A 22,035-nucleotide genomic window follows, 5' to 3' on the forward strand; every position below is an offset into this window, starting at 1 on the left:
CGATACAGGCAGCACAAGGGGAGGCGGAGCTACCGCATAAAAGGAAGGAGAGCTACCGGGACGTCGGTCCGAAAAGACATCCGGACATGCGACGACCCCCGCCGGGGGGAGAGCGGGGGTCGTCCCCACAGTCCGACTCGGGGGGGAGGAGCCAGACCGGGTTAGCACGGTCGCGAACGATCCGTGACTTCCATGGTGTACCCGACAGCCTTCTCAGGCAAACCCACGCGCCTGAGCTTACGCCGAATGGTGGTTGCTTATGCTCGTGCTCGTGGAAAACCACCTGTCCCCGCGCACCGCAGCATTCTTCGACCTCGACAAGACCGTGATCGCCAAGTCGAGCACCCTCGCCTTCAGCAGATCCTTCTACCAGGGCGGCCTGATCAATCGACGGGCCGTGCTGCGCACCGCCTACGCCCAGTTCGTCTATCTCGTGGGCGGCGCCGACCACGACCAGATGGAGGGGATGCGCAAGTACCTCTCCGAGCTGTGCCGCGGCTGGAACGTGCAGCAGGTCAGGGAGATCGTGGCCGAGACCCTCCACGACCTCATCGACCCGATCATCTACGACGAGGCCGCCTCCCTCATCGAGGAGCACCACGCAGCCGGCCGGGACGTGGTGATCGTGAGCGCCTCGGGTGCCGAGGTCGTCGAGCCCATCGGCCGGATGCTCGGCGCCGACCATGTGATCGCCACCCGGATGGTCGCCAAGGACGGCTGCTACACGGGCGAGATCGAGCACTACGTCTACGGCCCCGCCAAGGCCGAGGCCATCCTCGGGCTCGCCGACACCGAGGGATACGACCTGGAACGGTCGTTCGCGTACAGCGATTCGGTGACCGACATCCCCATGCTGGAGGTCGTCGGCCACCCGTACGCGGTGAACCCGGACCGCGGGCTGCGCCGCGAGGCGACCGGCAAGGAATGGCCGATCCTCACCTTCAACCGGCCGGTCCGGCTCAACCAGCGGATCCCGTCGCTGTCGATGCCGCCGCGCCCGGTGCTCGCCGCGGCCGCGGTCGGAGCGGCCGCCGCCACCGCGGGACTGGTCTGGTACGCCGCCCGCCGCCGACGACCGTCACTTTTGTCCTGATTGAAGGCAAAAGTAAAGAAGTGCGCTCAGGGGTTCCGCTTCGGCCGTGGCGGCGGTAGAAAGGACTCAGAGGCCCGCGAGACCACGGACGTTCCGAGAGGAAGACCGCAGAGTATCTGGCCACACGGACCCAGCATGGAAGTCGGGCACCCACGCGCAGCCGACCCGCTAACCGGGCCAGCCGTACCAGGTGACGGGCAAAGTCCCGACCTGATCGGCAAAAACCGAGCACGCATGGTAACGCGACGGACATGTCAGCGGCGGCACCCCCTGGGTGCCGCCGCAACCCTTTCCCGCCTCCGGCCTCAGGCCGCGCCGCGCTGCAGCGCCTCGCACACCGCGACGCTCTCGCGCACCCCGAGCTCCAGCGCCTTCCCGCAGTGCCCGATCCACGCGGCCATGCCCTCCGGCGTCCCGGACGCGTAACCCTCCAGCGCCTTGAGGTAGTCGGCCCGCCCGAGTTCGGCGTGGCCCACCTCAGCGGGACAGATCGACTTGGGGTCGAGTCCGCTGCCGACCAGCACGATTCGCTCCGCGGCACGCGCGACCGGCCCGTTGAACGAGCCGAAGGGCCGCAGCGACAGCAGTTCGCCGTGCACCACCGCGCCGACGACGAGGGCAGGTGCCTCGCTCCCGGCATGCAGCAGTCCGACCAGCCCGTCGAGCCGGGCGGCCACCTCTCCCGGCTCCGGGAGCGGGAGCTCCACCAGCGGCTCGTCGACCGGTTCACCGGCCAGCCGCGGCCGGCCGACCGTGTCGTCCGGAGCGGCGCCGCCCGCCGCCACCAGGTGCAGCCGCGCCAGCGCCTGCACCGGCGACTGGCGCCAGACGCTGAGCAGCTGCCCGGCCTCGGCGGTCAGCCGCAGCGCCGCGCCCACCGTGCGGGCCTCGGCGTCCGCGGAGAAGTCGCTGCGCCGCCGCATCTCCTCCAGCGGCCAGTCGGCGCCGGCCAGCGCGGCGGAACCACGCGCTCCGCGCAGCGCCGCCTCGGACGTCACCTCTTCGGACCGGCGGCGCATCACGCGGTGGCCGTAGACCTTGTCCACGGACTGCCGTACGGAGTCCACCGCGTCGGACACGCCGGGCAGGGAACCGAGGATGGCGAGCGGATCAGCGTTCGTACCCATGAGTACGACCCTACGCACAGCGGAACGCGCCAATGGACCCCGATCGAGTGGCCTTCCCCACTCCAAACCGTCACCGCCCGTAGATGTCCGACTACTCTTGGCGAACATGAAGATCGCTTTCGTTGGAAAGGGCGGCAGCGGCAAGACCACGCTGTCCTCCCTGTTCATCCGCCACCTCGCGGACGTCCGTGTGCCCGTCGTCGCCGTAGACGCGGACATCAACCAGCACCTCGGCCCGGCCCTCGGCCTGGACGAGGAGGAGGCCGCCGCGTTCCCCGCGATGGGCGCCCACCTGCCGGAGATCAAGGAGTACCTGCGGGGCACCAACCCGCGGATCGCCTCCGTCGAGACCATGATCAAGACGACTCCGCCGGGCAGCGGCTCGCGCCTGCTGCGGGTGATCGAGGAGAACCCGGTCTACGCGGCGTGCGCCCGCACCGTCCCCCTGGACGACGGCGCCCAGGTGCGGCTGATGGCGACCGGCCCGTTCAACGAGTCCGACCTCGGTGTCGCCTGCTACCACTCCAAGGTCGGCGCGGTGGAACTGTGCCTGAACCATCTGACCGACGGCCGCGACGAGTACGTCGTGGTGGACATGACGGCCGGCAGCGACTCGTTCGCCTCCGGGATGTTCACCCGGTTCGACATGACGTTCCTGGTCGCCGAGCCGACCCGTAAGGGCGTCGCCGTCTACCGCCAGTACAAGGAGTACGCCCGCGACTTCGGCGTCGCGCTGCGCGTCATCGGCAACAAGGTGCAGGGCCCCGACGACCTGGCGTTCCTGCGCGACGAGACCGGTGACGACCTGCTGGCCACCGTCGGCCACTCCGACTGGGTGCGCGCGATGGAGAAGGGCCGTCCGCCGAGCTTCGAGCTGCTGGAGGAGACCAACCGCCGCGCGCTGCGGACGATGCACGAGACGGCCGACGCCTCGTACGACGCCCGCGACTGGGACCGCTACACCCGGCAGATGGTGCACTTCCACCTGAAGAACGCGGAGAGCTGGGGCAACGCCAAGACGGGCGCCGACCTGGCATCCCAGGTCGACCCCGTCTTCGTGCTCGGCGAGTCCGCGGCGATGACCGCCGCCGGCGCGCTGTCGCCTAGCTGACTCTCGACCCGGATCCGGCCGCGCCCGCCGAAGCCGCGGCACCAGGAGTCTCGGGTGCGCCAGGAGCCGCGGGTGCGCCAGGGGCCGCAGGTGCCGCGAGGAGGGCCGGCCAGCCCTCCTTCGGCGCCTGCCCGACGTCCAGGGTGCGCAGCTTCCGCAGCACCGCCGGATCCTGCGCGTCCATCCAGTCCGCCATCTGCTTGAACGACACGCACCGCACGCCGTCCTTGCGGCACACCGACTTGATGGTGGACTCGACGGCCTTCATGTAGACGCCGCCGTTCCACGACTCGAAGTGGTTGCCGACGAACATCGGCGCCCGGTTGCCCGTGTAGGCGCGGTCGAAGGCGGCGGCCAGCCCGTTCTCCATCTGCCGGCCCCAGTAGTCGCGCATCGACGGGTCGCCCTTGGTGGTGCCGGACTGGTTGGCCAGGAAGTTGTAGTCCATGGAGAGCGTCTCGAAGGCGCGGCCGGGGACCGGGATGTCCTGGAGCGGGAAGTCCCAGACGCCGTCGATCTGCGAGGGCCAGACCTGCCGCCCGCCGACCGAGCTGGCGTCGTAGCGGAAGCCCATCTCCTTGGCGGCCGGGATCAGGTTCCGCTGGCCCTCCAGACAGGGGGCACGGCCGCCGACCAGCTCCTTGCTGTAGTCGAAGGGCAGCGGGGCGAGCCGGGTGAGGCCGCTGTTCGTCTTCCAGTTCTTGACGAAGCCCTCGGCCTGCTCGATCTCGCTCTTCCACTCCTCGGACGACCAGGTGCCGACCCCGCCGTTCGGCCCGCAGAAGTGGCCGTTGAAGTGGGTGCCGATCTCGCTGCCGTCCTGCCACGCCAGCCGGATCTGCTCCAGTGTGTCGGTCATCTCCGGGCGGTCGGTGAAGCCGATGTCGGAGGCGCCGCGCGAGTGCCGCGGCGGCGCGTAGACCTCCTTGCGGTCCCCGGGCAGCAGGTAGACGCCGCTGAGGAAGTACGTCATGGCCGCGTTGTTCTCCTTGCCGACCTCGCGGAAGTGCGAGAACAGCTTCTGGCTGTCCTCTCCCGCGCCGTCCCAGGAGAAGACGACGAACTGCGGGGGCTTCTCGCCCGGCGCGAGCCGCTCGAACCGGGGCTGGTTGGGCTGCGCCCCGGTCTCGGCGGTGGAGCCGTCGCCGATCAGCTTCATCACCCGTGCCGGTGGTTTCCGCACGGCCGCGGCAGGACCGTCGTGCTGCCGGCTGCTCTGCCCGGACCCTCCAGAACTGGAACCGCTTGAACCGCTTGAACCGCTCGAACAACCCACCGCGCCGAATGCCAACGCGGTTACAGCGGCCAGGGCCGTGGTCTTCCGCATGGAATACATACGAACCTCGATCCAAAGGGAAAGCAGTGATTCGAGAGCAAAAAGTGACATGCTCCCGCGATTTGCCGGTCACGACCGGCCAAACCACTCCTCGATTCACCCGATAGGAGCAAATCTCCGCCCGAGTGGATCTACGGACTTCACCGAACCGTATATCCGCATTACTCTCCTTTTACCGACGCTTGAGCGTAGCCATATAGTTACGTACGGCTACCACGTCCCGCCGCCCTGAAGGAGACGGGAACCATGCAGACGCCTCACAGGTCCGATCTGTCCGCCTCGATCACTGTCTTTCTGATCGCCGTGCCGCTGTCGCTCGGTATCGCCCTCGCCACCGGTGCGCCCCTCCAGTCCGGCCTCGTCGCCGCAGCCGTCGGCGGTATCGTCGCCGGGCTGCTGGGCGGGGCCCCGTTGCAGGTCAGCGGGGCTGCCACCAGCCTCGTGGTCGTCACCGCCGAACTCGTACAGCGCTACGGATGGCGCACCACCTGCGCCATCACCGTGCTCGCCGGCCTCGCCCAGGTCGCCCTCGGCACCCTTCGGGTGGCGCGGGCGGCGCTCGTCGTCAGCCCCGCCATCGTGCACGGCATGCTCGCCGGGATCGGCGTGTCCATCGCCGTCGGGCAGCTGCACGTCATCCTCGGCGGCACCGCTCAGGGCTCCGCCCTGGCCAACCTCGGTGCGCTGCCACGCCAGTTGGCGGCCACCAGTCCGGCCACCCTGGGGATCGGCGCGCTCACCGCCGTCGTCCTCGTCGGCTGGCCCCGGCTGCCCGGAAAGAACGTCAGAAACAGAGCCGTGCGCGCGCTGCGGGCGGTCCCGGCGGCGCTGGCGGCGGTCGCCGTCGCCACGGCCGCGGGTCTGGCGCTGACCGTGCCGCGCGTCGATCTGCCGGCGTGGAACGCTCCGGTGCTGCCCCGGCTGCCGGAAGGCCCGGTGCTCGGGCTGCTCGCCGCGGTCGTCACCGTCACCCTCGTCGCGAGCATGGAATCGCTGCTGTCCGCGGTCGCGCTCGACAAGATGCAGTCCGAGTACCCGGACCGGCGGGCCAGACCCGCGCGGCTCGACCGTGAACTGCTCGGCCAGGGCGCGTCGAACGTGCTCTCCGGGCTGCTCGGCGGCCTGCCGGTGGCCGGCGGCGCGATGCGCGGCTCGGCGAACATCCGGGCCGGGGCCGTGACGCGCTGGTCCACGGTCCTGCACGGGGTGTGGGTCGTGCTGTGCGCGAGCCTGCTGGCCGGCGTGCTGGATCTGATCCCGCTCGCCGCCCTCGCCGTCCTGGTCCTGCTCGTCGGCGTGAAGATGGTGAGCTTCGCGCACATCAAAAACGTACGGCGGCACCAGGAGTTCCCGGTGTACGTCACCACCATCGGCGGAGTGGTGCTGCTCGGCGTCCTGGAGGGCGTGGTGGCCGGGATCGCGGTCGCGGCGTTCACCGCGCTGCGCCGCCTCACCCGCACCCGGATCACCGTCTCCGAGGAGGCGGGCGGCTACCGAGTGCGGGCCCGCGGGCAGTTGACGTTCCTCGCGGTGCCCCGGCTCACCCGGGCCTTCGCCCAGGTGCCCGACGGGGCGCACGCGGTCGTCGAGCTGGACGGCTCGTTCATGGACCACGCGGCCTACGAGGCGCTGCAGTCGTGGTGCGACCGGCACCGTGCCCGCGGCGGCTGGGCCATGCTCGGCGACCGCACCGGAGGGACCGTCAGCGAACCGGCGAGCGCGCACGCCTGCCGGCCCTGGACGCCGTGGCGCAACCACCACTGCACCCGGCCGAGCGCCGCCACCGTCACCGCACCGGGCGGCAACCAGCTGCTCGGGGGCGTCAGCAACTTCCAGCGCAACACCGCACCCCTGGTGCGCGACGAGCTGGCTCGGCTGGCGCGGGAGGGCCAGCGGCCCACCCAGCTCTTCCTCACCTGCGCCGATTCCCGGCTGGTGACCAGCATGATCACCTCCAGCGGGCCCGGTGACCTCTTCACCGTCCGCAATGTCGGGAACCTGATGCCGCCGCCGGACTCGGACAACTCCTGCGACTCGGTGGCCGCGGCCGTCGAGTACGCGGTGGACGTACTGAAGGTCGGCAGCATCACGGTCTGCGGGCACTCCGGCTGCGGCGCCATGCAGGCGCTGCTCGGCAGTGATCACGCGCCCGGCGCGCAGACCCCGCTGGCCCGCTGGCTGCGCCACGGCCGGCCGAGCCTGGAGCGGCTGGCGCGGGGCGGCCCCGGGATGACGGACCGGGCGCCGGCCGACGATCTGGAACGGCTGAGCCTGGCCAATGTGGTCCAGCAGCTGGAGCACCTGCTGGACCACCCGTGCGTGGCCCGCCGCTACGCGGAGGGCAAGCTCCAGCTCCAGGGCATGTACTTCCATGTCGCCGAGGCCCAGGCGTACGTCCTGGACCACGCCACGGGGGCGTTCTCTGCGGTGCATCCGGAGGTGCTGGACGCGGTCTGACACCGTTCGGGGCCGGTCGGCGGAACGACACGCCGCGCGGCCCCGAACGGAGCCGCTCACGCTACAGGTCTAAACCAATTATCCTGCGACTCTTGTCATCGCGCCCGCGGCCTGATGAGCTATGGCTGGGACATCTGGGACAGTCTGACAAGGAGTTGGCGTGAGCAGCAACGAGAGCCTGGCCAATCTGTTGAAGGAGGAGCGGCGTTTCGCTCCGCCGGCCGAGCTGGCCGCATCCGCCAACGTCACCGCGGATGCGTACGCACAGGCCGAGTCCGACCGCCCGGCCTTCTGGGCCGAGCAGGCACGCCGGCTGAGCTGGGACACCGAGCCGACCGAGACGCTGGACTGGTCGAACCCGCCGTTCGCCAAGTGGTTCGCCGACGGCAAGCTCAACGTGGCGTACAACTGCGTCGACCGGCATGTCGAGGCGGGCAACGGCGACCGGGTCGCCATCCACTTCGAGGGTGAGCCCGGCGACAGCCGCTCCCTCACCTACGCCGAGCTCAAGGACGAGGTCAGCCGGGCCGCCAACGCGCTCACCGAGCTGGGCGTCGAGGCCGGCGACCGGGTCGCGGTCTACCTCCCGATGATCCCCGAGGCCGTGGTCGCGATGCTGGCCTGCGCCCGGATCGGCGCCGCCCACTCCGTGGTCTTCGGCGGCTTCTCGGCCGACGCCGTCGCGTCCCGCATCCAGGACGCCGACGCCAAGCTCGTCATCACCTCCGACGGCGGCTACCGGCGCGGCAAGCCGTCGGCGCTCAAGCCCGCCATCGACGAGGCCGTAGCCAAGTGTCCGCAGGTCGAGCACGTCCTGGTGGTCCGCAGGACCGGCCAGGAGACCGCGTTCACCGAGGGCCGTGACGTCTGGTGGCACGACATCGTCACCCGGCAGTCGGCCGAGCACACACCGCAGGCGTTCGACGCCGAGCACCCGCTCTTCATCCTCTACACCAGCGGCACGACGGGGAAGCCGAAGGGCATCCTGCACACCTCGGGCGGCTACCTCACCCAGACCTCCTACACCCACCACGCGGTCTTCGACCTCAAGCCGGAGACCGACGTCTACTGGTGCACGGCCGACATCGGCTGGGTGACCGGTCACTCGTACATCGTCTACGGGCCGCTCTCCAACGGCGCCACCCAGGTGATCTACGAGGGCACCCCGGACACCCCGCACCAGGGCCGCTTCTGGGAGGTCGTCCAGAAGTACGGCGTGACGATCCTCTACACCGCGCCGACCGCGATCCGGACGTTCATGAAGTGGGGCGACGACATCCCCGCGAAGTTCGACCTGTCCTCGCTGCGGGTGCTGGGCAGCGTCGGCGAGCCGATCAACCCCGAGGCGTGGATGTGGTACCGCGAGCACATCGGCGGCAACCGCTGCCCGATCGTGGACACCTGGTGGCAGACCGAGACCGGCGCGATGATGATCAGCCCGCTGCCGGGCGCGACCACCACCAAGCCGGGTTCCGCGCAGCGCGCCCTGCCGGGCATCGCCGCCACCGTCGTGGACGACGAGGCGCGCGAGGTGCCGAACGGCTCCGGCGGGTACCTGGTGCTGACCGAGCCGTGGCCGTCGATGCTCCGCACCATCTGGGGCGACGACCAGCGCTACATCGACACCTACTGGTCGCGGTTCGAGGGCCGCTACTTCGCGGGTGACGGCGCCAAGAAGGACGAGGACGGCGACATCTGGCTGCTCGGCCGGGTGGACGACGTGATGCTGGTGTCGGGCCACAACATCTCGACCACCGAGGTCGAGTCGGCGCTCGTCTCGCACCCGAAGGTCGCCGAGTCGGCGGTCGTCGGCGCGACCGACGCGACCACCGGCCAGGCGATCGTCGCGTTCGTCATCCTGCGCGGCACCGCCTCGGACTCCGAGACGCTCGTCGCCGAGCTGCGCGACCACGTCAGCAAGACGCTGGGCCCGATCGCCAAGCCCAAGCGCATCCTGATCGTCAGCGAGCTGCCGAAGACCCGTTCCGGCAAGATCATGCGCCGGCTGCTGCGCGACGTCGCGGAGAACCGCGAGCTCGGTGACGTCACCACGCTGACGGACTCCTCGGTGATGGACCTGATCCAGACCAACCTGCCGGGCGCGACCAGCGAGGACTGACCGCAGGGCCTGAGAGGGTCCACACGGCCGACAAGGGGCTCCCGGCATCAAGCCGGGGGCCCCTTATGTCCGTAATATGAAGATCGCCGGACGGCACAGCGCGTGACCCGATAGGCTGGTCCCCGCGTCAAGAACGCGTCAGTACAAAAGGTGCGCCGGGAAGTCTGGTCGGCAACGGAGTCAGCCATGTCCAGTGGATGACCAACCGACCGGAGGTCTTCGACCCGTGACCGAGCGACCCGCCACCGACCGGCCCGAGACCGCGCCCACCCGCCGCTCCGTCCTCCTCGGCCGGCTGTCCCTCCCCGAGCGGACCTTCGTCGCCGACGCGCTGCGCGCCGAGACCGTGGGCGGCGTCCTGTTGCTCATCGCCGCCGTCGCCGCGCTGATCTGGGCCAACACCCCGGCACACGAGACCTACGAGACGGTCAGGGAATTCCACTTCGGGCCGTCCTCCCTGGGGCTGGACCTGTCGGTGCAGCACTGGGCGGCCGACGGCCTGCTCGCCCTCTTCTTCTTCGTCGCCGGCATCGAGCTCAAGCGCGAGCTGGTCGCCGGCGAGCTGCGGACACCGTCCGCAGCGGCGCTCCCGGTCATCGCCGCCGTCTGCGGCATGGCGGTGCCCGCCCTCGTCTACCTGGTGGTCAACACCGTCGGCGGCGGCGCGCTGGACGGCTGGGCGGTCCCGACCGCCACCGACATCGCCTTCGCGCTGGCCGTCCTCGCGGTCATCGGCACGTCGCTGCCGTCCGCGCTGCGCGCCTTCCTGCTGACGCTCGCCGTCGTCGACGACCTCTTCGCGATCCTGATCATCGCGGTCTTCTTCACCTCGTCGATCGACTTCGTGGCCCTCGGCGGCGCCGCGCTGGGCCTGCTGGTCTTCTGGCTGCTGCTCCGCAGGGAAGTACGCGGCTGGTACATCTACGTGCCGCTCGCCCTGGTCATCTGGGGGCTGATGTACAACAGCGGCGTGCACGCCACGATCGCGGGCGTCGCCATGGGCCTGATGCTGCGCTGTACCCGCCGGGACGGCGAGGACCACTCCCCCGGCGAACAGGTCGAGCATCTGGTGCGCCCCGTCTCCGCCGGTCTGGCGGTGCCGCTGTTCGCCCTCTTCTCGGCGGGTGTCGCCATCTCCGGCAGCGCGCTCACCGATGTCTTCTCGCAGCCCGAGACGCTCGGCGTGGTCCTCGGCCTGGTGGCCGGCAAGACCCTCGGAGTGTTCGGCGGCACCTGGCTCGCGGCCCGGTTCACCCGTGCGGAGCTCAACCCGGAGCTCCGCTGGCCGGACGTCCTCGCCGTCGCCTCACTGGCCGGGATCGGCTTCACCGTGTCGCTGCTGATCGGCGAACTCGCCTTCGCCGAGGACCCGGTGCTGGCCGACGAGGTGAAGGCGGCCGTCCTGATCGGCTCGGTGATCGCGGCCGTCGTGGCGGGCATCCTGCTCAAGCTCCGCAACAACAAGTACCGGGCGATGTGCGAGGAGGAGGAACGCGACGAGGACGGGGACGGCATCCCGGACATCTACGAGCAGGACAAGCCGGAGTACCACCTGCGGATGGCCGAGATCCTCGAACGGAAGGCCGTCGAGCACCGCAGGCTCGCCGAACTGGCCCGGGTCAGAGGCGCGGGTGACGGGGACTGAGGCATGATCTGTGGGTAACAGTCCCTACCACCTGGTAGCCGGGCATGACGGATACCGACGGAGGATGCGATGAGCGCAGTGGAGCAGGCCGAGGGCGCGAGCCGCAGTCTCGGACAGCTGTTCGCCTCCGCCACGGCGGAGATGTCCGCCCTGGTGCACGACGAGATCGCCCTCGCCAAGGCGGAACTGCGCGAGGACGTCAAGCGGGTCGGCCTCGGCAGCGGCGCGATCGTGGGCGCCGTCACCCTGGCGTTCTTCGCCCTGCCGATGTTCAGCATGGCGGCGGCCTACGGCATCCACGCCCTCGGGCTGGGCCTGGCCTGGTCGTTCCTGATCGTCGGTGGCGCGTACGTGGTGATCGCCCTGATCCTCGGGGTGTTCGCGCGGGCGAAGTTCAAGAAGGTGAAGAAGCCGGAGCGCAGCATCGCCTCGGCCAAGCAGACGGCGGCCGTACTCCAGAGCGTCAAGCCGCATCCGCGCCCCCTGGAGTCCCGCACCACGGACGACCTCAAGGTGTGACACGCTCAGCTTCATGACGGTCGCTGGTAATTCCTCGGTTGCACGGCTCGACGGGCCCTGGACACACCGGGATGTCGCCGCGAACGGCGCGCGATTCCACATCGCCGAGGCCGGCGACGGCCCGCTCGTGCTGCTGCTGCACGGCTTCCCGCAGTTCTGGTGGAGCTGGCGGCACCAGCTGACGGCGCTCGCCGACGCGGGTTTCCGCGCGGTCGCGATGGACCTGCGCGGGGTCGGCGGCAGCGACCGTACGCCGCGCGGCTACGACCCCGCGAACCTGGCGCTGGACGTGACCGGGGTGATCCGCTCGCTCGGCGAGCCGGACGCCGCGCTGGTCGGCCATGACATCGGCGGCTACCTGGCCTGGACCGCGGCGGTGATGCGGCCGAAGCTGGTGCGCCGGCTGGCGGTGTGCTCGATGCCGCACCCGAGGCGCTGGCGCACGGCGATGCTCACCGACATGAAGCAGAGCGCGGCCGGCTCCTACATCTGGGGCATCCAGCGGCCGTGGCTGCCGGAGCGCCAGCTGATCGCGGACGACTCCGCGATGGTCGGCCGGCTGATCCGGGACTGGTCGGGACCGCTGCTGCCGGACGAGGAGACGGTCGACGTCTACCGGCAGGCGATGCAGATCCCCTCGACGGCGCACTGCGCCGTGGAGCCGTACCGCTGGATGGTCCGCTCGATGGCCCGCCCCGACGGCATCCAGTTCAACCGGCGCATGAAGCGTCCGGTGCGGGTCCCGACGCTGCATCTGCACGGCTCGCTGGACTCCGCGATGCGCACCCGCAGCGCCGCGGGCAGCGGCGAGTACGTGGAGGCGCCGTACCGCTGGCGGCTCTTCGACGGGCTGGGGCACTTCCCGCACGAGGAGGACCCGGTCGCGTTCTCGACCGAGCTGATCAACTGGCTGAAGGACCCCGAGCCGGACCGCTAGTCACTCCGCAGGTCCGGCGGCCGGATCGGCCGCCGGACGGGACGTCAGACGGGTGGACAGCCCGGTACGACTGTCTGACGATCAGCCAAATGCCGGACGCATACGCCAATTGGCCGACCGCCGCACGATTACCGACCTTGGGGCGCGGGCACGTAGCTCGGTATGGGTTGGACGCACGACTACCGTGATGTATCACGCACCCGCCGCAATCTCGTCGCAGCTGTCAACCGCGCGACGCCTGTGGCCGTACTCCCCGAGGGGGAGCATCAGATCGGTATTCCACGCATTCTCCGGCGGCGCGCCCGCTGGGTGGGCGCGCGCCTGCGGCACCCCCGCAGCGACTGACCGCCGGGCAGCGCCTCAGGGGCCGTTCGGCCGATCCCGAACGGCACACGGTGGTCTTTCCGGAATCCTCCGCGGAGTCCTTTGCGGGGTCCTTCTAGAGCGCGCAGCCCTGGCTGTCGACCTGGCGGTCCGCCGTGCGGCCCGCGGTGATGTCGTCGCGGATCTCGTCCGCGGTCAGTGCGTAGCCGGTGTCGGCGTCGTCGAGGGACTTGGCGAAGATGACGCCTGCCACCCTGCCGTCCGGGGTCAGCAGCGGGCCGCCGGAGTTGCCCTGGCGCACCTTCGTGAACAGCGAGTAGACGTCGCGGTGCACGGTGCCCCGGTGGTAGATGTCCGGGCCGTTCGCCTGGATGCGGCCGCGTACCCGGGCCGCACGGACGTCGAAGCCGCCGTTCTCCGGGAAGCCCGCCACGATCGCGTCGTCGCGGCTGTGCGCGTCGCCCGCGGTGAAGTTCAGCACGGGTGCGTTCAGCGACGGCACCTCCAGGACGGCGATGTCGCGCTGCCAGTCGTAGAGGACGACGCGGGCGTCGTAGAGCCGGCCCTCGCCGCCGATCTGCACGGTGGGCTCGCTGACGCCTCCGACGACGTGGGCGTTGGTCATCACCCGGTCCCTGGCGAAGACGAAGCCGGTGCCCTCCAGCACCTTGCCGCAGCTGGGCGCGGTCCCGACGACCTTCACGATGCTCCGGCGGGCGTCGTTGACGACCGCGCTGCTCGCGAGCCTGGGGTCGGGCGCGGGCACCGAGGTGATCGGTTCGCTGCCGAACGGGCTGAAGACCTGCGGGAGGCCGTTCTGCGCGAGCGTGGAGCTGAAGTCGGTGAACCAGTTGTCGGCCTGCTGCGGGACGACCCGGGAGACGCCGAGCAGGACCTTCGAGGAGCGCACCTCGCGGCCTATCGTCGGCAGCGCCGTGGTGGCCAGCGCGGAGCCGATCAGCCAGGCGACGAGCAGCATCGCGGCGACGTTGACCAGCGCGCCGCCGCCCGCGTCCAGCGCACGGGCCGGGGACCACGTGATCTGGGTGCGCAGCTTGTTGCCCAGGTGGGTGGTGAAGGCCTGGCCGACCGAGGCGCAGACGATCACCACGACCACGGCGATCACCACCGCCACGGACCCGGGCGAGGAGTCGTCGGTGACCTTGTCCCAGATCATGGGCAGCAGGTAGACCGCTGCGAGGCCGCCGCCCAGGAACCCGATCACCGACATGACGCCGACGACGAATCCCTGTCGGTAACCGACGACCGCGAACCACGCGGCCGCGAGCAACAGCAACAAGTCCAGCACGTTCATCTAGGTTGACCTCGCGAGGACGGTCCAGCTCGACCGGGGCATCGGCCGGGGTTCCCGGGGCTGCCCCCCAGGAAGACACAGCACGAGCACACGGTCTCATGCCGTTCTATGAGAGCGGCACCGTCCTGCCCCGGTCCCAGGGCTGCTCCCAGCCCGCGAAGTGCAGAATCTTGTCGATCAGACCGGCTGTGAAACCCCAGACCACCGCGCCCTCGACCAGGAACGCCGGGCCGCGGAAGCCACTGGGATGGGTCATCGTCGCCCGATTGGCGGGATCGGCGAGATCCGCGACGGGGACCCGGAAGACCCGGGCGGTCTCGGCCTGGTCCACCGCGCCGACCGGGCTGGGGGTGCGCCACCAGCCGAGCACCGGTGTGACGACGAACTCACTGACCGGGATGTAGAGCCGCGGCAGCACTCCGAAGATCTGCACGCCCGACGGGTCCAGGCCGGTCTCCTCCTCCGCCTCGCGCAGGGCCGCACGCAGCGGGCCGTCGCCCTCGGGGTCGCCGTCCTCGGGGTCGAGGGCGCCGCCGGGGAACGACGGCTGGCCCGCGTGCGACCGCAGCGACGTCGCGCGCTCCATCAGCAGCAGGTCGCGGCCGTGCTCGCCCTCACCGAAGAGGATCAGCACGGCCGACTGCCGGCCCCGGCCGGACGCGGGCGGCAGAAAGCGGCTGAGCTGCTCGGGGAGCACATCGCCGGCCGCGCGGGCGACCGGCTGCAGCCACTGGGGCAGCCCCTGTGTCGAAACGGCCGCCTCGCCGCCACGTGTCGTCGTCATTCGCTCCCCTGCGTCATGGCCGCGGTGGCCGCCGGGGCGCCCAGCGCCGGAGCCGGGTCGCCCGGGTAGTCGGACGGTGGCTGCAGGCGCTGGCCGGGGGCACCGCCCAGCTCGTACTTCAGCAGTTTCTTCGCCTTCTCCGGGTCGGTCTCGCCCTCACCGTACGACGGGCAGAGCGGGGCGATCGGGCAGGCGCCGCAGGCCGGCTTGCGGGAGTGGCAGGTACGGCGGCCGTGGAAGACCACCCGGTGCGAGAGCATCGTCCACTCGCTCTTCGGGAAGAGCGCGCCGACCTCCTGCTCGACCTTCTCCGGATCCTCGGAGGTGGTCCAGCCGAAGCGGCGGGAGAGCCGGCCGAAGTGGGTGTCGACAGTGATTCCAGGGACGTTGAACGCATTGCCCAGGACGACATTCGCCGTCTTCCGCCCCACGCCAGGCAGCGTGACCAGGTCCTCCAGCCGGCCCGGCACCTCGCCGTCGTACCGGTCGCGCAGCGCCGCCGACAGGCCCAGCAGCGACTTCGCCTTGGCGCGGAAGAAGCCGGTCGGCCGGATCAGCTCCTCCAGCCGCTCCGGCTCGGCCGCCGCCAGGTCCTCCGGGGTCGGATAGGCGGCGAAGAGCGCGGGGGTCGTCTGGTTCACGCGCAGGTCGGTGGTCTGCGCGGACAGGACCGTGGCGACGAGGAGCTGGAACGGGTTCTCGAAGTCGAGTTCCGGATGGGCGTACGGGTAGAGCTCGGCGAGCTCACGGTTGATCCGCCGCGCCCGGCGGACCAGAGCGATGCGTGATTCCGGTTTTCTGGCGGGCTTGAGCGAAGCTTGTTCGCTCACAGCGGAATCAGGGGTCCGGGTCACCCGCTTGGCCGTCCCACCCTGCCGTTTCTTCTGCGAACTCGGCGTATCAGACACCCGGCCAGCCTAAGGCTCGGCACTGACATCCGCCCTTGACCACAAGGAACCGACCCCCAATCGGACCCCCGGGGCACGTGCACGGCGATACATAAGACAGACTTGTGATTGATCGCACTGTTTTGCCAGCGGGCATCACGGGGATCATCCGGCGATGTCGACAAGGAGAGAGCTCGTGGACGACGTTCTGCGGCGCGCGGCGCTTTTTGCGGCGCTCGACGATGAGCAGGCCGCTGAACTGCGCGCCTCGATGACCGAGGTCACGCTCGCGCGTGGCGACGCGCTGTTCCACGAGGGAGACCCCGGGGACCGGCTCTACGTCGTCACCGAGGGCAAGGTGAAGCTGCACCGCACCTCCCCCGACGGCCGCGAGAACATGCTCGCCGTCATCGGCCCCGGCGAGCTGATCGGCGAGCTGTCGCTCTTCGACCCCGGCCCCCGGACCGCCACGGCCACGGCGCTGACGGAGCTCAAGCTCCTGGCCCTGGGCCACGGCGACCTGCAGCCCTGGCTGAACGCCCGGCCCGAGGTCGCGACCGCGCTGCTGCGCGCCGTCGCGCGACGGCTGCGGCGTACCAACGACGTCATGTCGGACCTGGTCTTCTCGGACGTGCCCGGCCGGGTGGCCAAGGCGCTCCTCGACCTGTCGCGCCGGTTCGGCGTGCAGTCCGAAGAGGGCATCCACGTGGTGCACGACCTCACGCAGGAGGAGCTGGCGCAGCTCGTCGGCGCCTCGCGCGAGACCGTCAACAAGGCGCTCGCCGACTTCGCCGGCCGTGGCTGGCTCCGCCTGGAGGCGCGCGCGGTGATCCTGCTCGACGTCGAGCGGCTCGCCAAGCGCAGCCGCTGACCGAACCACCTGCCGAAGGCCCCGCCCCGCACCGGGCGGGGCCTTCGGTGCGTCCAGAGGCCGCCTGGAACGCCATCTGCGGGCCTGTGGCCCCCGGAGGCATCCGTTCCGGCCGGTCAGCCTCCCGGGGTCACCAGGCGGGCCTCGTAGGCGAAGACCGCCGCCTGGGTGCGGTCCCGGAGCCCGAGCTTGACCAGGACCCGGCTGACGTGGGTCTTGACGGTGGACTCGGCGACGACGAGGTGCGAGGCGATCTCGGCGTTCGACAGGCCCTGGGCGACCAGGACCAGGACCTCCGTCTCGCGGTCGGTCAGATCGCCGACGCGGTCCTGGGCCGGAGGCCTGGGCGTACCGAGCCGGGAGAACTCCGCGATCAGCCGCTTGGTGACGGCCGGGGCGAGCAGCGCCTCACCGGCCGCCACGATCCGTACGGCGTCGCCCAGCTGCCGCGCCGAGGCGTCCTTGAGCAGGAAGCCGCTGGCTCCGGCGCGGAGCGCCTGGTAGACGTACTCGTCCAGGTCGAACGTGGTCAGGACGAGGACCTTGGCGTCGGCGTCGGCCGCGACGATCTCGCGGGTCGCCTCCAGACCGTTGACCTCGGGCATCCGGATGTCCATGAGGACGACGTCGGGACGGAGCGCGGCCACCTGGGCGATGGCCTCCCGGCCGTCCACCGCCTCCCCCACGACCTCGATGTCCTGCTGCGCGTTGAGCAGGACCGAGAAGCCCTCCCGGACCATCATCTGGTCGTCGACGATCAGCACCCGGATCGTCATACGGGGTCCCCGGTGGGCTTGACCATGGGCCAGGTCTTCCGTTGCGGGTTCGGTCCGGGTTCCGGAATCGGTCCGGGCTCCGGGTCCGGCTCCGGCTTCGGTTCCGCGGCCACCGGGATGAAGGCCGTCACCTCGTAGCCGCCTTCGGCGGTGGGTTCCGCCGTCATCTCGCCGCCCAGCATCGACACCCGCTCCCGCATGCCCAGCACCCCGTGGCCGGCGCCATGGGACGGCCTGACCTCCCCGGTGGCCGGGCCGTTGACCACGCGCAGGCCGAGGCCGCCGAGCACGTAGCCGATCTCGACGCGGGTGGCGGCGCCCGGAGCGTGCCGCAGCGCGTTGCTGAGCCCCTCCTGGACGATCCGGTACGCGGAGAGCTCCACACCCTGCGGCAGCGTCCGGACGGCGCCGGTCACCACCTTGTCGACGTCCGCGCCCGTGTCCCTGACGTTGGCCAGCAGTGTGTCGAGGTTGGCGAGGGTGGGCTGCGGGGCCTCGGGGGCGCTGTCGGCGAACGCTGCGTCTCGACCGGGCTCGTCGGCCCGTACGACGCCCAGGACGCGGCGCAGCTCGGTGAGGGCGGCCACCGCGTTCTCCCGGATGATCGCGAAGCTGCGGGTCAGCTCGGCCGGCGGGTCGTCGACGCGGTAGGGCGCGGCCTCGGCCTGGATCGCGATGACGGACATGTGGTGCGCGACGACATCGTGCAGCTCGCGGGCGATCGTCGTGCGCTCCTCCAGGACGGTGCGGCGCGAGCGTTCCACCTCGGTGACCGCGACCTGCTCGACGACCTTCGCCTGTGTCTCGCGCCAGCCCTTGACCAGCACCACGGTGAGCAGGACGAGGAACGACACGAACCCCATGGCGAAGCTGTCCGACATCCGGCCGGGCGTCGTGAACGCGAAGGCCGCGCCGAGCACCACCGTCAGCAGCCACATCTCCGCCGCCACCCGGGGCCGGGTCCGGCCGGCGACGAACGCCATCACCACCAGGTGCGAGACGAATCCGGTGGCCGACCACGGCCATTCCGAGAACAGGCCCGCGGCTCCGCTGAGAAAGCCGGCCCCGAACGACAGCCACCAGCCGCCGACCGGACGGAACAGCACGGTGACGAGGGGAATCCCGGTGAGGAGCGCGGCGGCCAGTGGCGCTCCGCCCCGCTCACTCTCGAACTCGAAGCCCATCAGCATGAGCAGGCAGGCGAAGACCGCCAGGGAGGCGTGCGGCAGCCAGCGGGCGGAGTCGGGGAGCCGGCGCACGACCGGGCCGGCGGTGGAGCGGGGCGGCAGCGGGCGGAAGGCGAAGGCGTCGGTGACCAGGTCGTCACGCAGCCCCTTCAGGGCGCTCCGGGCTATCCGGAGCTCGGTCCGCAGAGTGGTCTGGTCGGTGTCGGTCACGCTCACACACTAGGCAGCTCACGCGGGCGCGTCGTCCACACCGAAGCCGATCTCCCGGCATCCGTCTCAGGGACTACACGGGTCCGCCGGAAGGCGGCTCGGACGGTCGCCGGTCCGCCCGTTACCAGGCGAGTTGCGCTATCTCCTCGGCGACGACGGCGCAGGCGCCGGCGGCCGGATCGATCAGCGGGAAGTGCCCGATGCCGTCCAGCACCGCCTCGGTGACCTCCTCGCCCGCCAGTGCCGCGGCGGCCGCGAAAGCCCTCGCGACCTGCGGCGGAACCACATTGTCAGTGGTCCCCTGCACGATGGTGGTGGCGATACCGGTGGGCAGCAGCGCGGCGGGATCGGCGTGGGGCAGCCGCGCCGTGACGTGCTCGGGCCCGCCGAGGAACTGCACGACGGCGTCGGAGCAGACCCGCAGCCGGATCGCGGACGCGAAGTCCGCGATCGGCGCGAGGGCGACGACACCGCGCAACGGGGGAGGCGAGGGGCGATGCCAGGGGGAATCGAGCGGAAGGGCGTTGCGGGCGGCGGCCCACAGTGCCAGGTGACCGCCGGCGCTGTGCCCGGTGAGCACGACCCGCCGGGGGTCCACCGTGTCCGCGCCCAGCGCCCGCACCGCGAGCGCGGGCAGGGCGTCGACGGCGGCGGCGATGTCGTCGAGCGTGTCCGGCCAACGGCCCGCGGGCGGGGCGTCCTCGCGCGGGTAGGCGCAGCCGTCGCCGCCGGACGGCGGCTCCTCGCCGCCGCGCCGGTACTCCACCGACGCCACGGCGAAGCCGCGGCCGGCGAGGTAGGCGGCGAACGGCGAGATGTGCCGGCGGTCGTAGGGTGCGCGCCAGGCACCGCCGTGCACCACCACGACCAGCGGCGCGGGCCGTACGGCGGTGCCGGGCACACTGCGCGGCCGGTAGAAGTCGGCGATCTGGTCGGGCAGTTCACCGTAGGCCGCGGTCACGTCCGGGGGGACGGCCGCGTGCGCGAAGGCCGATGCCTCCTCCGCCTCCGCACGCTTCGCGGCGGCGTCCGCCGGGCCGGGGCCGGCCGGAGCCGGTGCGCGGTGGGCGGCGTGCTCGGGCGTGGAGGCCGGCATCGGTTATCGGTTCCCTTCAACGGCGTCGTGGCCGGACGGCGCACCGGCTTCGCCGCCGGCTTCCACGACCTCTGGGCCGGGCTTCGCACCGGCCTCCTCGTCGACCTCGCGGAGCACGTCGGCGAGCACCTGCGCGGCGCGTTCCGCGTCATCGAACCGCGTGTAGAGCGGGGTGAAGCCGAAGCGCAGGACGTCGGGGCGCCGGTAGTCGCCCACCACACCGCGTTCGGTCAGCCGGCGCATGACCTCGCCGGCGTCGTCGCAGCGCAGCGCGACCTGGCTGCCGCGGTGTTCGTGCGCGGCCGGGGTGATCGACGTGACCCGGCCGGCCGGCACGTACCGCTCGACGCAGGCGAGGAAGAAGTCGGTCAGGGCCAGGCTCTTGGCCCGTACGACCGCGATGTCGACGCCGTCCCAGACGTCGAGCGCGGCGTCGAGGGCCAGCAGCGACAGGATGTCGGGCGTGCCGACGCGGCCGCGGACGGCGCCGTCGGCGGGGCGGTAGTCGGAGCTCATGCCGAAGGGATCGGCGTGCGAGTTCCAGCCCGGCAGCGGCGAGTCGAAGCGGGACTGCAGATCACGGCGGACGTACAGGTACGCGGGCGCGCCGGGGCCGCCGTTGAGGTACTTGTACGAGCAGCCGACGGCGAGGTCCACGCCGTGCGCGTCGAGACCGACCGGCAGCGCGCCCGCGCTGTGGCACAGGTCCCAGACGACCAGGGCGCCCGCCGCGTGGGCGGCGGCCGTCGTACCGGGCAGGTCGTGCAGCCGCCCGGTGCGGTAGTCGACGTGGTTGACGAGCGCGACGGCGGTGCGGTCGCCCATGGCGTCCGCCATCGCCCCGGCCGCGACGGGCCGGACGGTACGGCCGGTCATCCGGGCCGCGGACTCGGCGAGGTAGCCGTCGGTCGGGAAGGTCGCCGCGTCCACGAGGATCTCGGTGCGGTCCTCCCCCGCCATCCGGACGGCCGCCACGACCGCCTTGAAGACGTTGACGCTGGTGGAGTCGCCGGCCACGACCTGGCCGGGGGCCGCGCCGATCAGCGCGCCGATGCGGTCCCCGATCCGCTCGGGTGCGGTCCACCAGCCGCTCTCGTCCCAGGAGCGGATGCGCAGACTGCCCCATTCGCGCTCGATGACGTCCCGCAGCCGGGGCGCGACCGTGCCGGGGAGGGCGCCCAGGGAGTTGCCGTCCAGGTAGACGGTCTCGTCGAGGGTGAACCGGTCGCGGATCTCGGCGAGCCCGTCGGCGGCGTCGAGCCGTCCGGCCTCCTCCCGCAGCGAGGCGTCAGACATGGCTGCGCGCCGTCCACAGCTCGGGGAAGACGTTCTTGGTGGCACGTTTCTCCAGCCAGGCCACGCCCGCGGAGCCGCCGGTGCCCGTCTTGGAGCCCATCGCGCGGCGGGTCGCCACCAGATGGTCGTTGCGCCAGCGCCAGACCAGCTCGGCGACCTCGGTCAGCGCCTCGCCCAGCCGCAGCAGATCGGCGTCACCGGCGGTGGCCCCCGGAGTCGTCTCGGCGGCTTCCGGAGTGGCCTCGGCGGCGGAGTAGATCCGCTGCCAGGCCCGCTCGACGGCCGGGTCGGGCTCGTAGCGCAGCGAGAGATCACGTTCGAGGAGTTCGGCGGGGATGTCGTGGCCGCGCCGCTGCAGCAGGCCGAGCACCTCGTCGTACAGGCTCGGCTCGTGCAGGGCCTTCTCCAGCTCGGCGTACACCCGCGGCGAGCCGCGGTGCGGGACGAGCATGGACGCCGACTTCTCGCCGAGCAGGAACTCCATCCGCCGGTACATCGCGGACTGGAATCCGGAGCCCTCGCCGAGCGCGCTGCGGTACGCGTTGAACTGCCCGGGGGTGAGGTGCGCGAGCGGCTTCCAGGAGGCGTTGAGCGATTCGAGCTCGTAGGTGCTGCGCTTGAGCGCCGCCATCGCCGTCGGGATGTCGTTCTCACGGAGCGCCTGCCCCGCGGTGTGCCACTCATGGACGAGGACGGTGAACCACAGCTCCATGACCTGGGTGGTGACCAGGAAGACCATCTCTCCGGGGTCGTCGGAGAGGGTGTGCTGAAGGTGGGTGAGGACATCCGCCTGGACGTAGTCCTCGTAAGGGGTGGTGCCCTGGAAGTCGAGGTTCGGGGTCTCCGGACTCTCGGCCGGTGTTTCGGACATTTCCGTTCCCTTCAGGATCTCGGCCCGGGGTCACCGGGCCACGCCGAGATCATCTGTCGAGCGCGGTGATTCGG

The 22,035-nt window shown here is 71.2% G+C and carries 18 protein-coding genes; 8 read left to right on the top strand and 10 right to left on the bottom strand.

Going from position 1 to position 22,035, the window contains the following annotated elements:
- Positions 1-259 precede the first annotated feature (259 nt).
- Positions 260-1,093, top strand: coding sequence for an HAD family hydrolase (locus tag LNW73_RS14935; RefSeq protein ID WP_250976987.1), 834 nt, complete (start codon positions 260-262; stop codon positions 1,091-1,093).
- 305 nt (positions 1,094-1,398) lie between these two features.
- Here the strand turns inward: LNW73_RS14935 and LNW73_RS14940 are convergent, their stop codons facing one another.
- Positions 1,399-2,220, bottom strand: a complete 822-nt coding sequence (locus tag LNW73_RS14940) for an oxidoreductase (protein ID WP_250990233.1) — start codon at positions 2,218-2,220, stop codon at positions 1,399-1,401.
- Positions 2,221-2,326: 106 nt separating this feature from the next.
- Between LNW73_RS14940 and LNW73_RS14945 the strand changes: the two genes are divergently transcribed.
- Positions 2,327-3,331: a nucleotide-binding protein gene (locus tag LNW73_RS14945; RefSeq protein WP_250976985.1), complete on the top strand. Its 1,005-nt coding sequence runs from the start codon at positions 2,327-2,329 to the stop codon at positions 3,329-3,331.
- On the opposite strand, the gene LNW73_RS14950 is transcribed toward LNW73_RS14945, so the two are convergent.
- Positions 3,324-4,667, bottom strand: a complete 1,344-nt coding sequence (locus LNW73_RS14950; RefSeq protein ID WP_250990234.1) for a hypothetical protein — start codon at positions 4,665-4,667, stop codon at positions 3,324-3,326. The two genes, LNW73_RS14945 and LNW73_RS14950, sit on opposite strands and share 8 nt — an antisense overlap.
- 246 nt (positions 4,668-4,913) lie before the next feature.
- Here LNW73_RS14950 and LNW73_RS14955 point away from each other — a divergent pair, with 246 nt between their 5' ends.
- The 5 genes from LNW73_RS14955 to LNW73_RS14975 all read left to right on the top strand — a co-directional run bounded on the left by LNW73_RS14955 (position 4,914) and on the right by LNW73_RS14975 (position 12,344).
- On the top strand, positions 4,914-7,124 hold the full coding sequence (locus LNW73_RS14955; protein WP_250990235.1) for a SulP family inorganic anion transporter: 2,211 nt from the start codon (positions 4,914-4,916) through the stop codon (positions 7,122-7,124).
- A gap of 160 nt (positions 7,125-7,284) precedes the next feature.
- On the top strand, positions 7,285-9,243 hold the full coding sequence (acs, locus tag LNW73_RS14960) for an acetate--CoA ligase (RefSeq protein ID WP_250990236.1): 1,959 nt from the start codon (positions 7,285-7,287) through the stop codon (positions 9,241-9,243).
- Positions 9,244-9,469: 226 nt separating this feature from the next.
- The gene (gene nhaA / locus LNW73_RS14965) at positions 9,470-10,888 is read left to right on the top strand and encodes a Na+/H+ antiporter NhaA (RefSeq protein ID WP_250990237.1); all 1,419 of its coding nucleotides are present in this window, start codon (positions 9,470-9,472) and stop codon (positions 10,886-10,888) included.
- Positions 10,889-10,957: 69 nt separating this feature from the next.
- Positions 10,958-11,407: a phage holin family protein gene (locus tag LNW73_RS14970; RefSeq protein WP_250990238.1), complete on the top strand. Its 450-nt coding sequence runs from the start codon at positions 10,958-10,960 to the stop codon at positions 11,405-11,407.
- A 13-nt stretch (positions 11,408-11,420) separates the two neighbouring features.
- Positions 11,421-12,344 (top strand): alpha/beta fold hydrolase, encoded by a 924-nt coding sequence (locus LNW73_RS14975; protein WP_250976980.1) that lies wholly within the window; start codon positions 11,421-11,423, stop codon positions 12,342-12,344.
- A gap of 439 nt (positions 12,345-12,783) precedes the next feature.
- On the opposite strand, the gene LNW73_RS14985 is transcribed toward LNW73_RS14975, so the two are convergent.
- The 3 genes from LNW73_RS14985 to nth form a co-directional block, all read right to left on the bottom strand.
- Positions 12,784-13,983: a MarP family serine protease gene (locus LNW73_RS14985; protein ID WP_250976978.1), complete on the bottom strand. Its 1,200-nt coding sequence runs from the start codon at positions 13,981-13,983 to the stop codon at positions 12,784-12,786.
- Between the two features lie 106 nt (positions 13,984-14,089).
- Positions 14,090-14,767, bottom strand: a complete 678-nt coding sequence (locus tag LNW73_RS14990) for an NUDIX hydrolase (RefSeq protein ID WP_250976977.1) — start codon at positions 14,765-14,767, stop codon at positions 14,090-14,092.
- Complete coding sequence (gene nth / locus LNW73_RS14995) at positions 14,764-15,597, bottom strand: endonuclease III (protein ID WP_250976976.1); 834 nt, start codon at positions 15,595-15,597, stop codon at positions 14,764-14,766. The genes LNW73_RS14990 and nth overlap by 4 nt, the downstream gene beginning before the upstream one ends.
- A gap of 253 nt (positions 15,598-15,850) precedes the next feature.
- Here nth and LNW73_RS15000 point away from each other — a divergent pair, with 253 nt between their 5' ends.
- The gene (locus LNW73_RS15000) at positions 15,851-16,525 is read left to right on the top strand and encodes a Crp/Fnr family transcriptional regulator (RefSeq protein ID WP_138357072.1); all 675 of its coding nucleotides are present in this window, start codon (positions 15,851-15,853) and stop codon (positions 16,523-16,525) included.
- A 116-nt stretch (positions 16,526-16,641) separates the two neighbouring features.
- Here LNW73_RS15000 and LNW73_RS15005 read toward each other — a convergent pair whose 3' ends face one another.
- The 5 genes from LNW73_RS15005 to LNW73_RS15025 form a co-directional block, all read right to left on the bottom strand.
- Positions 16,642-17,301, bottom strand: coding sequence for a response regulator (locus tag LNW73_RS15005; RefSeq protein WP_138357071.1), 660 nt, complete (start codon positions 17,299-17,301; stop codon positions 16,642-16,644).
- Complete coding sequence (locus LNW73_RS15010) at positions 17,298-18,698, bottom strand: sensor histidine kinase (RefSeq protein ID WP_250990239.1); 1,401 nt, start codon at positions 18,696-18,698, stop codon at positions 17,298-17,300. Before LNW73_RS15010 ends, LNW73_RS15005 begins: the two co-directional genes overlap by 4 nt.
- Positions 18,699-18,819: 121 nt before the next feature.
- Positions 18,820-19,794, bottom strand: coding sequence for an alpha/beta hydrolase (locus LNW73_RS15015; RefSeq protein WP_250990240.1), 975 nt, complete (start codon positions 19,792-19,794; stop codon positions 18,820-18,822).
- Between the two features lie 3 nt (positions 19,795-19,797).
- Positions 19,798-21,090 carry a kynureninase gene (gene kynU / locus LNW73_RS15020; protein WP_250990241.1) on the bottom strand — a complete coding sequence of 431 codons (1,293 nt, stop codon included), beginning with the start codon at positions 21,088-21,090 and terminating at the stop codon, positions 19,798-19,800.
- Positions 21,083-21,961: a tryptophan 2,3-dioxygenase family protein gene (locus LNW73_RS15025; RefSeq protein ID WP_250990242.1), complete on the bottom strand. Its 879-nt coding sequence runs from the start codon at positions 21,959-21,961 to the stop codon at positions 21,083-21,085. Before LNW73_RS15025 ends, kynU begins: the two co-directional genes overlap by 8 nt.
- Between the last annotated feature and the right edge of the window lie 74 nt (positions 21,962-22,035).

Origin of the sequence: Streptomyces sp. RKAG337, assembly GCF_023701715.1 — a bacterium.
Classification (GTDB): Bacteria; Actinomycetota; Actinomycetes; order Streptomycetales; family Streptomycetaceae; genus Actinacidiphila.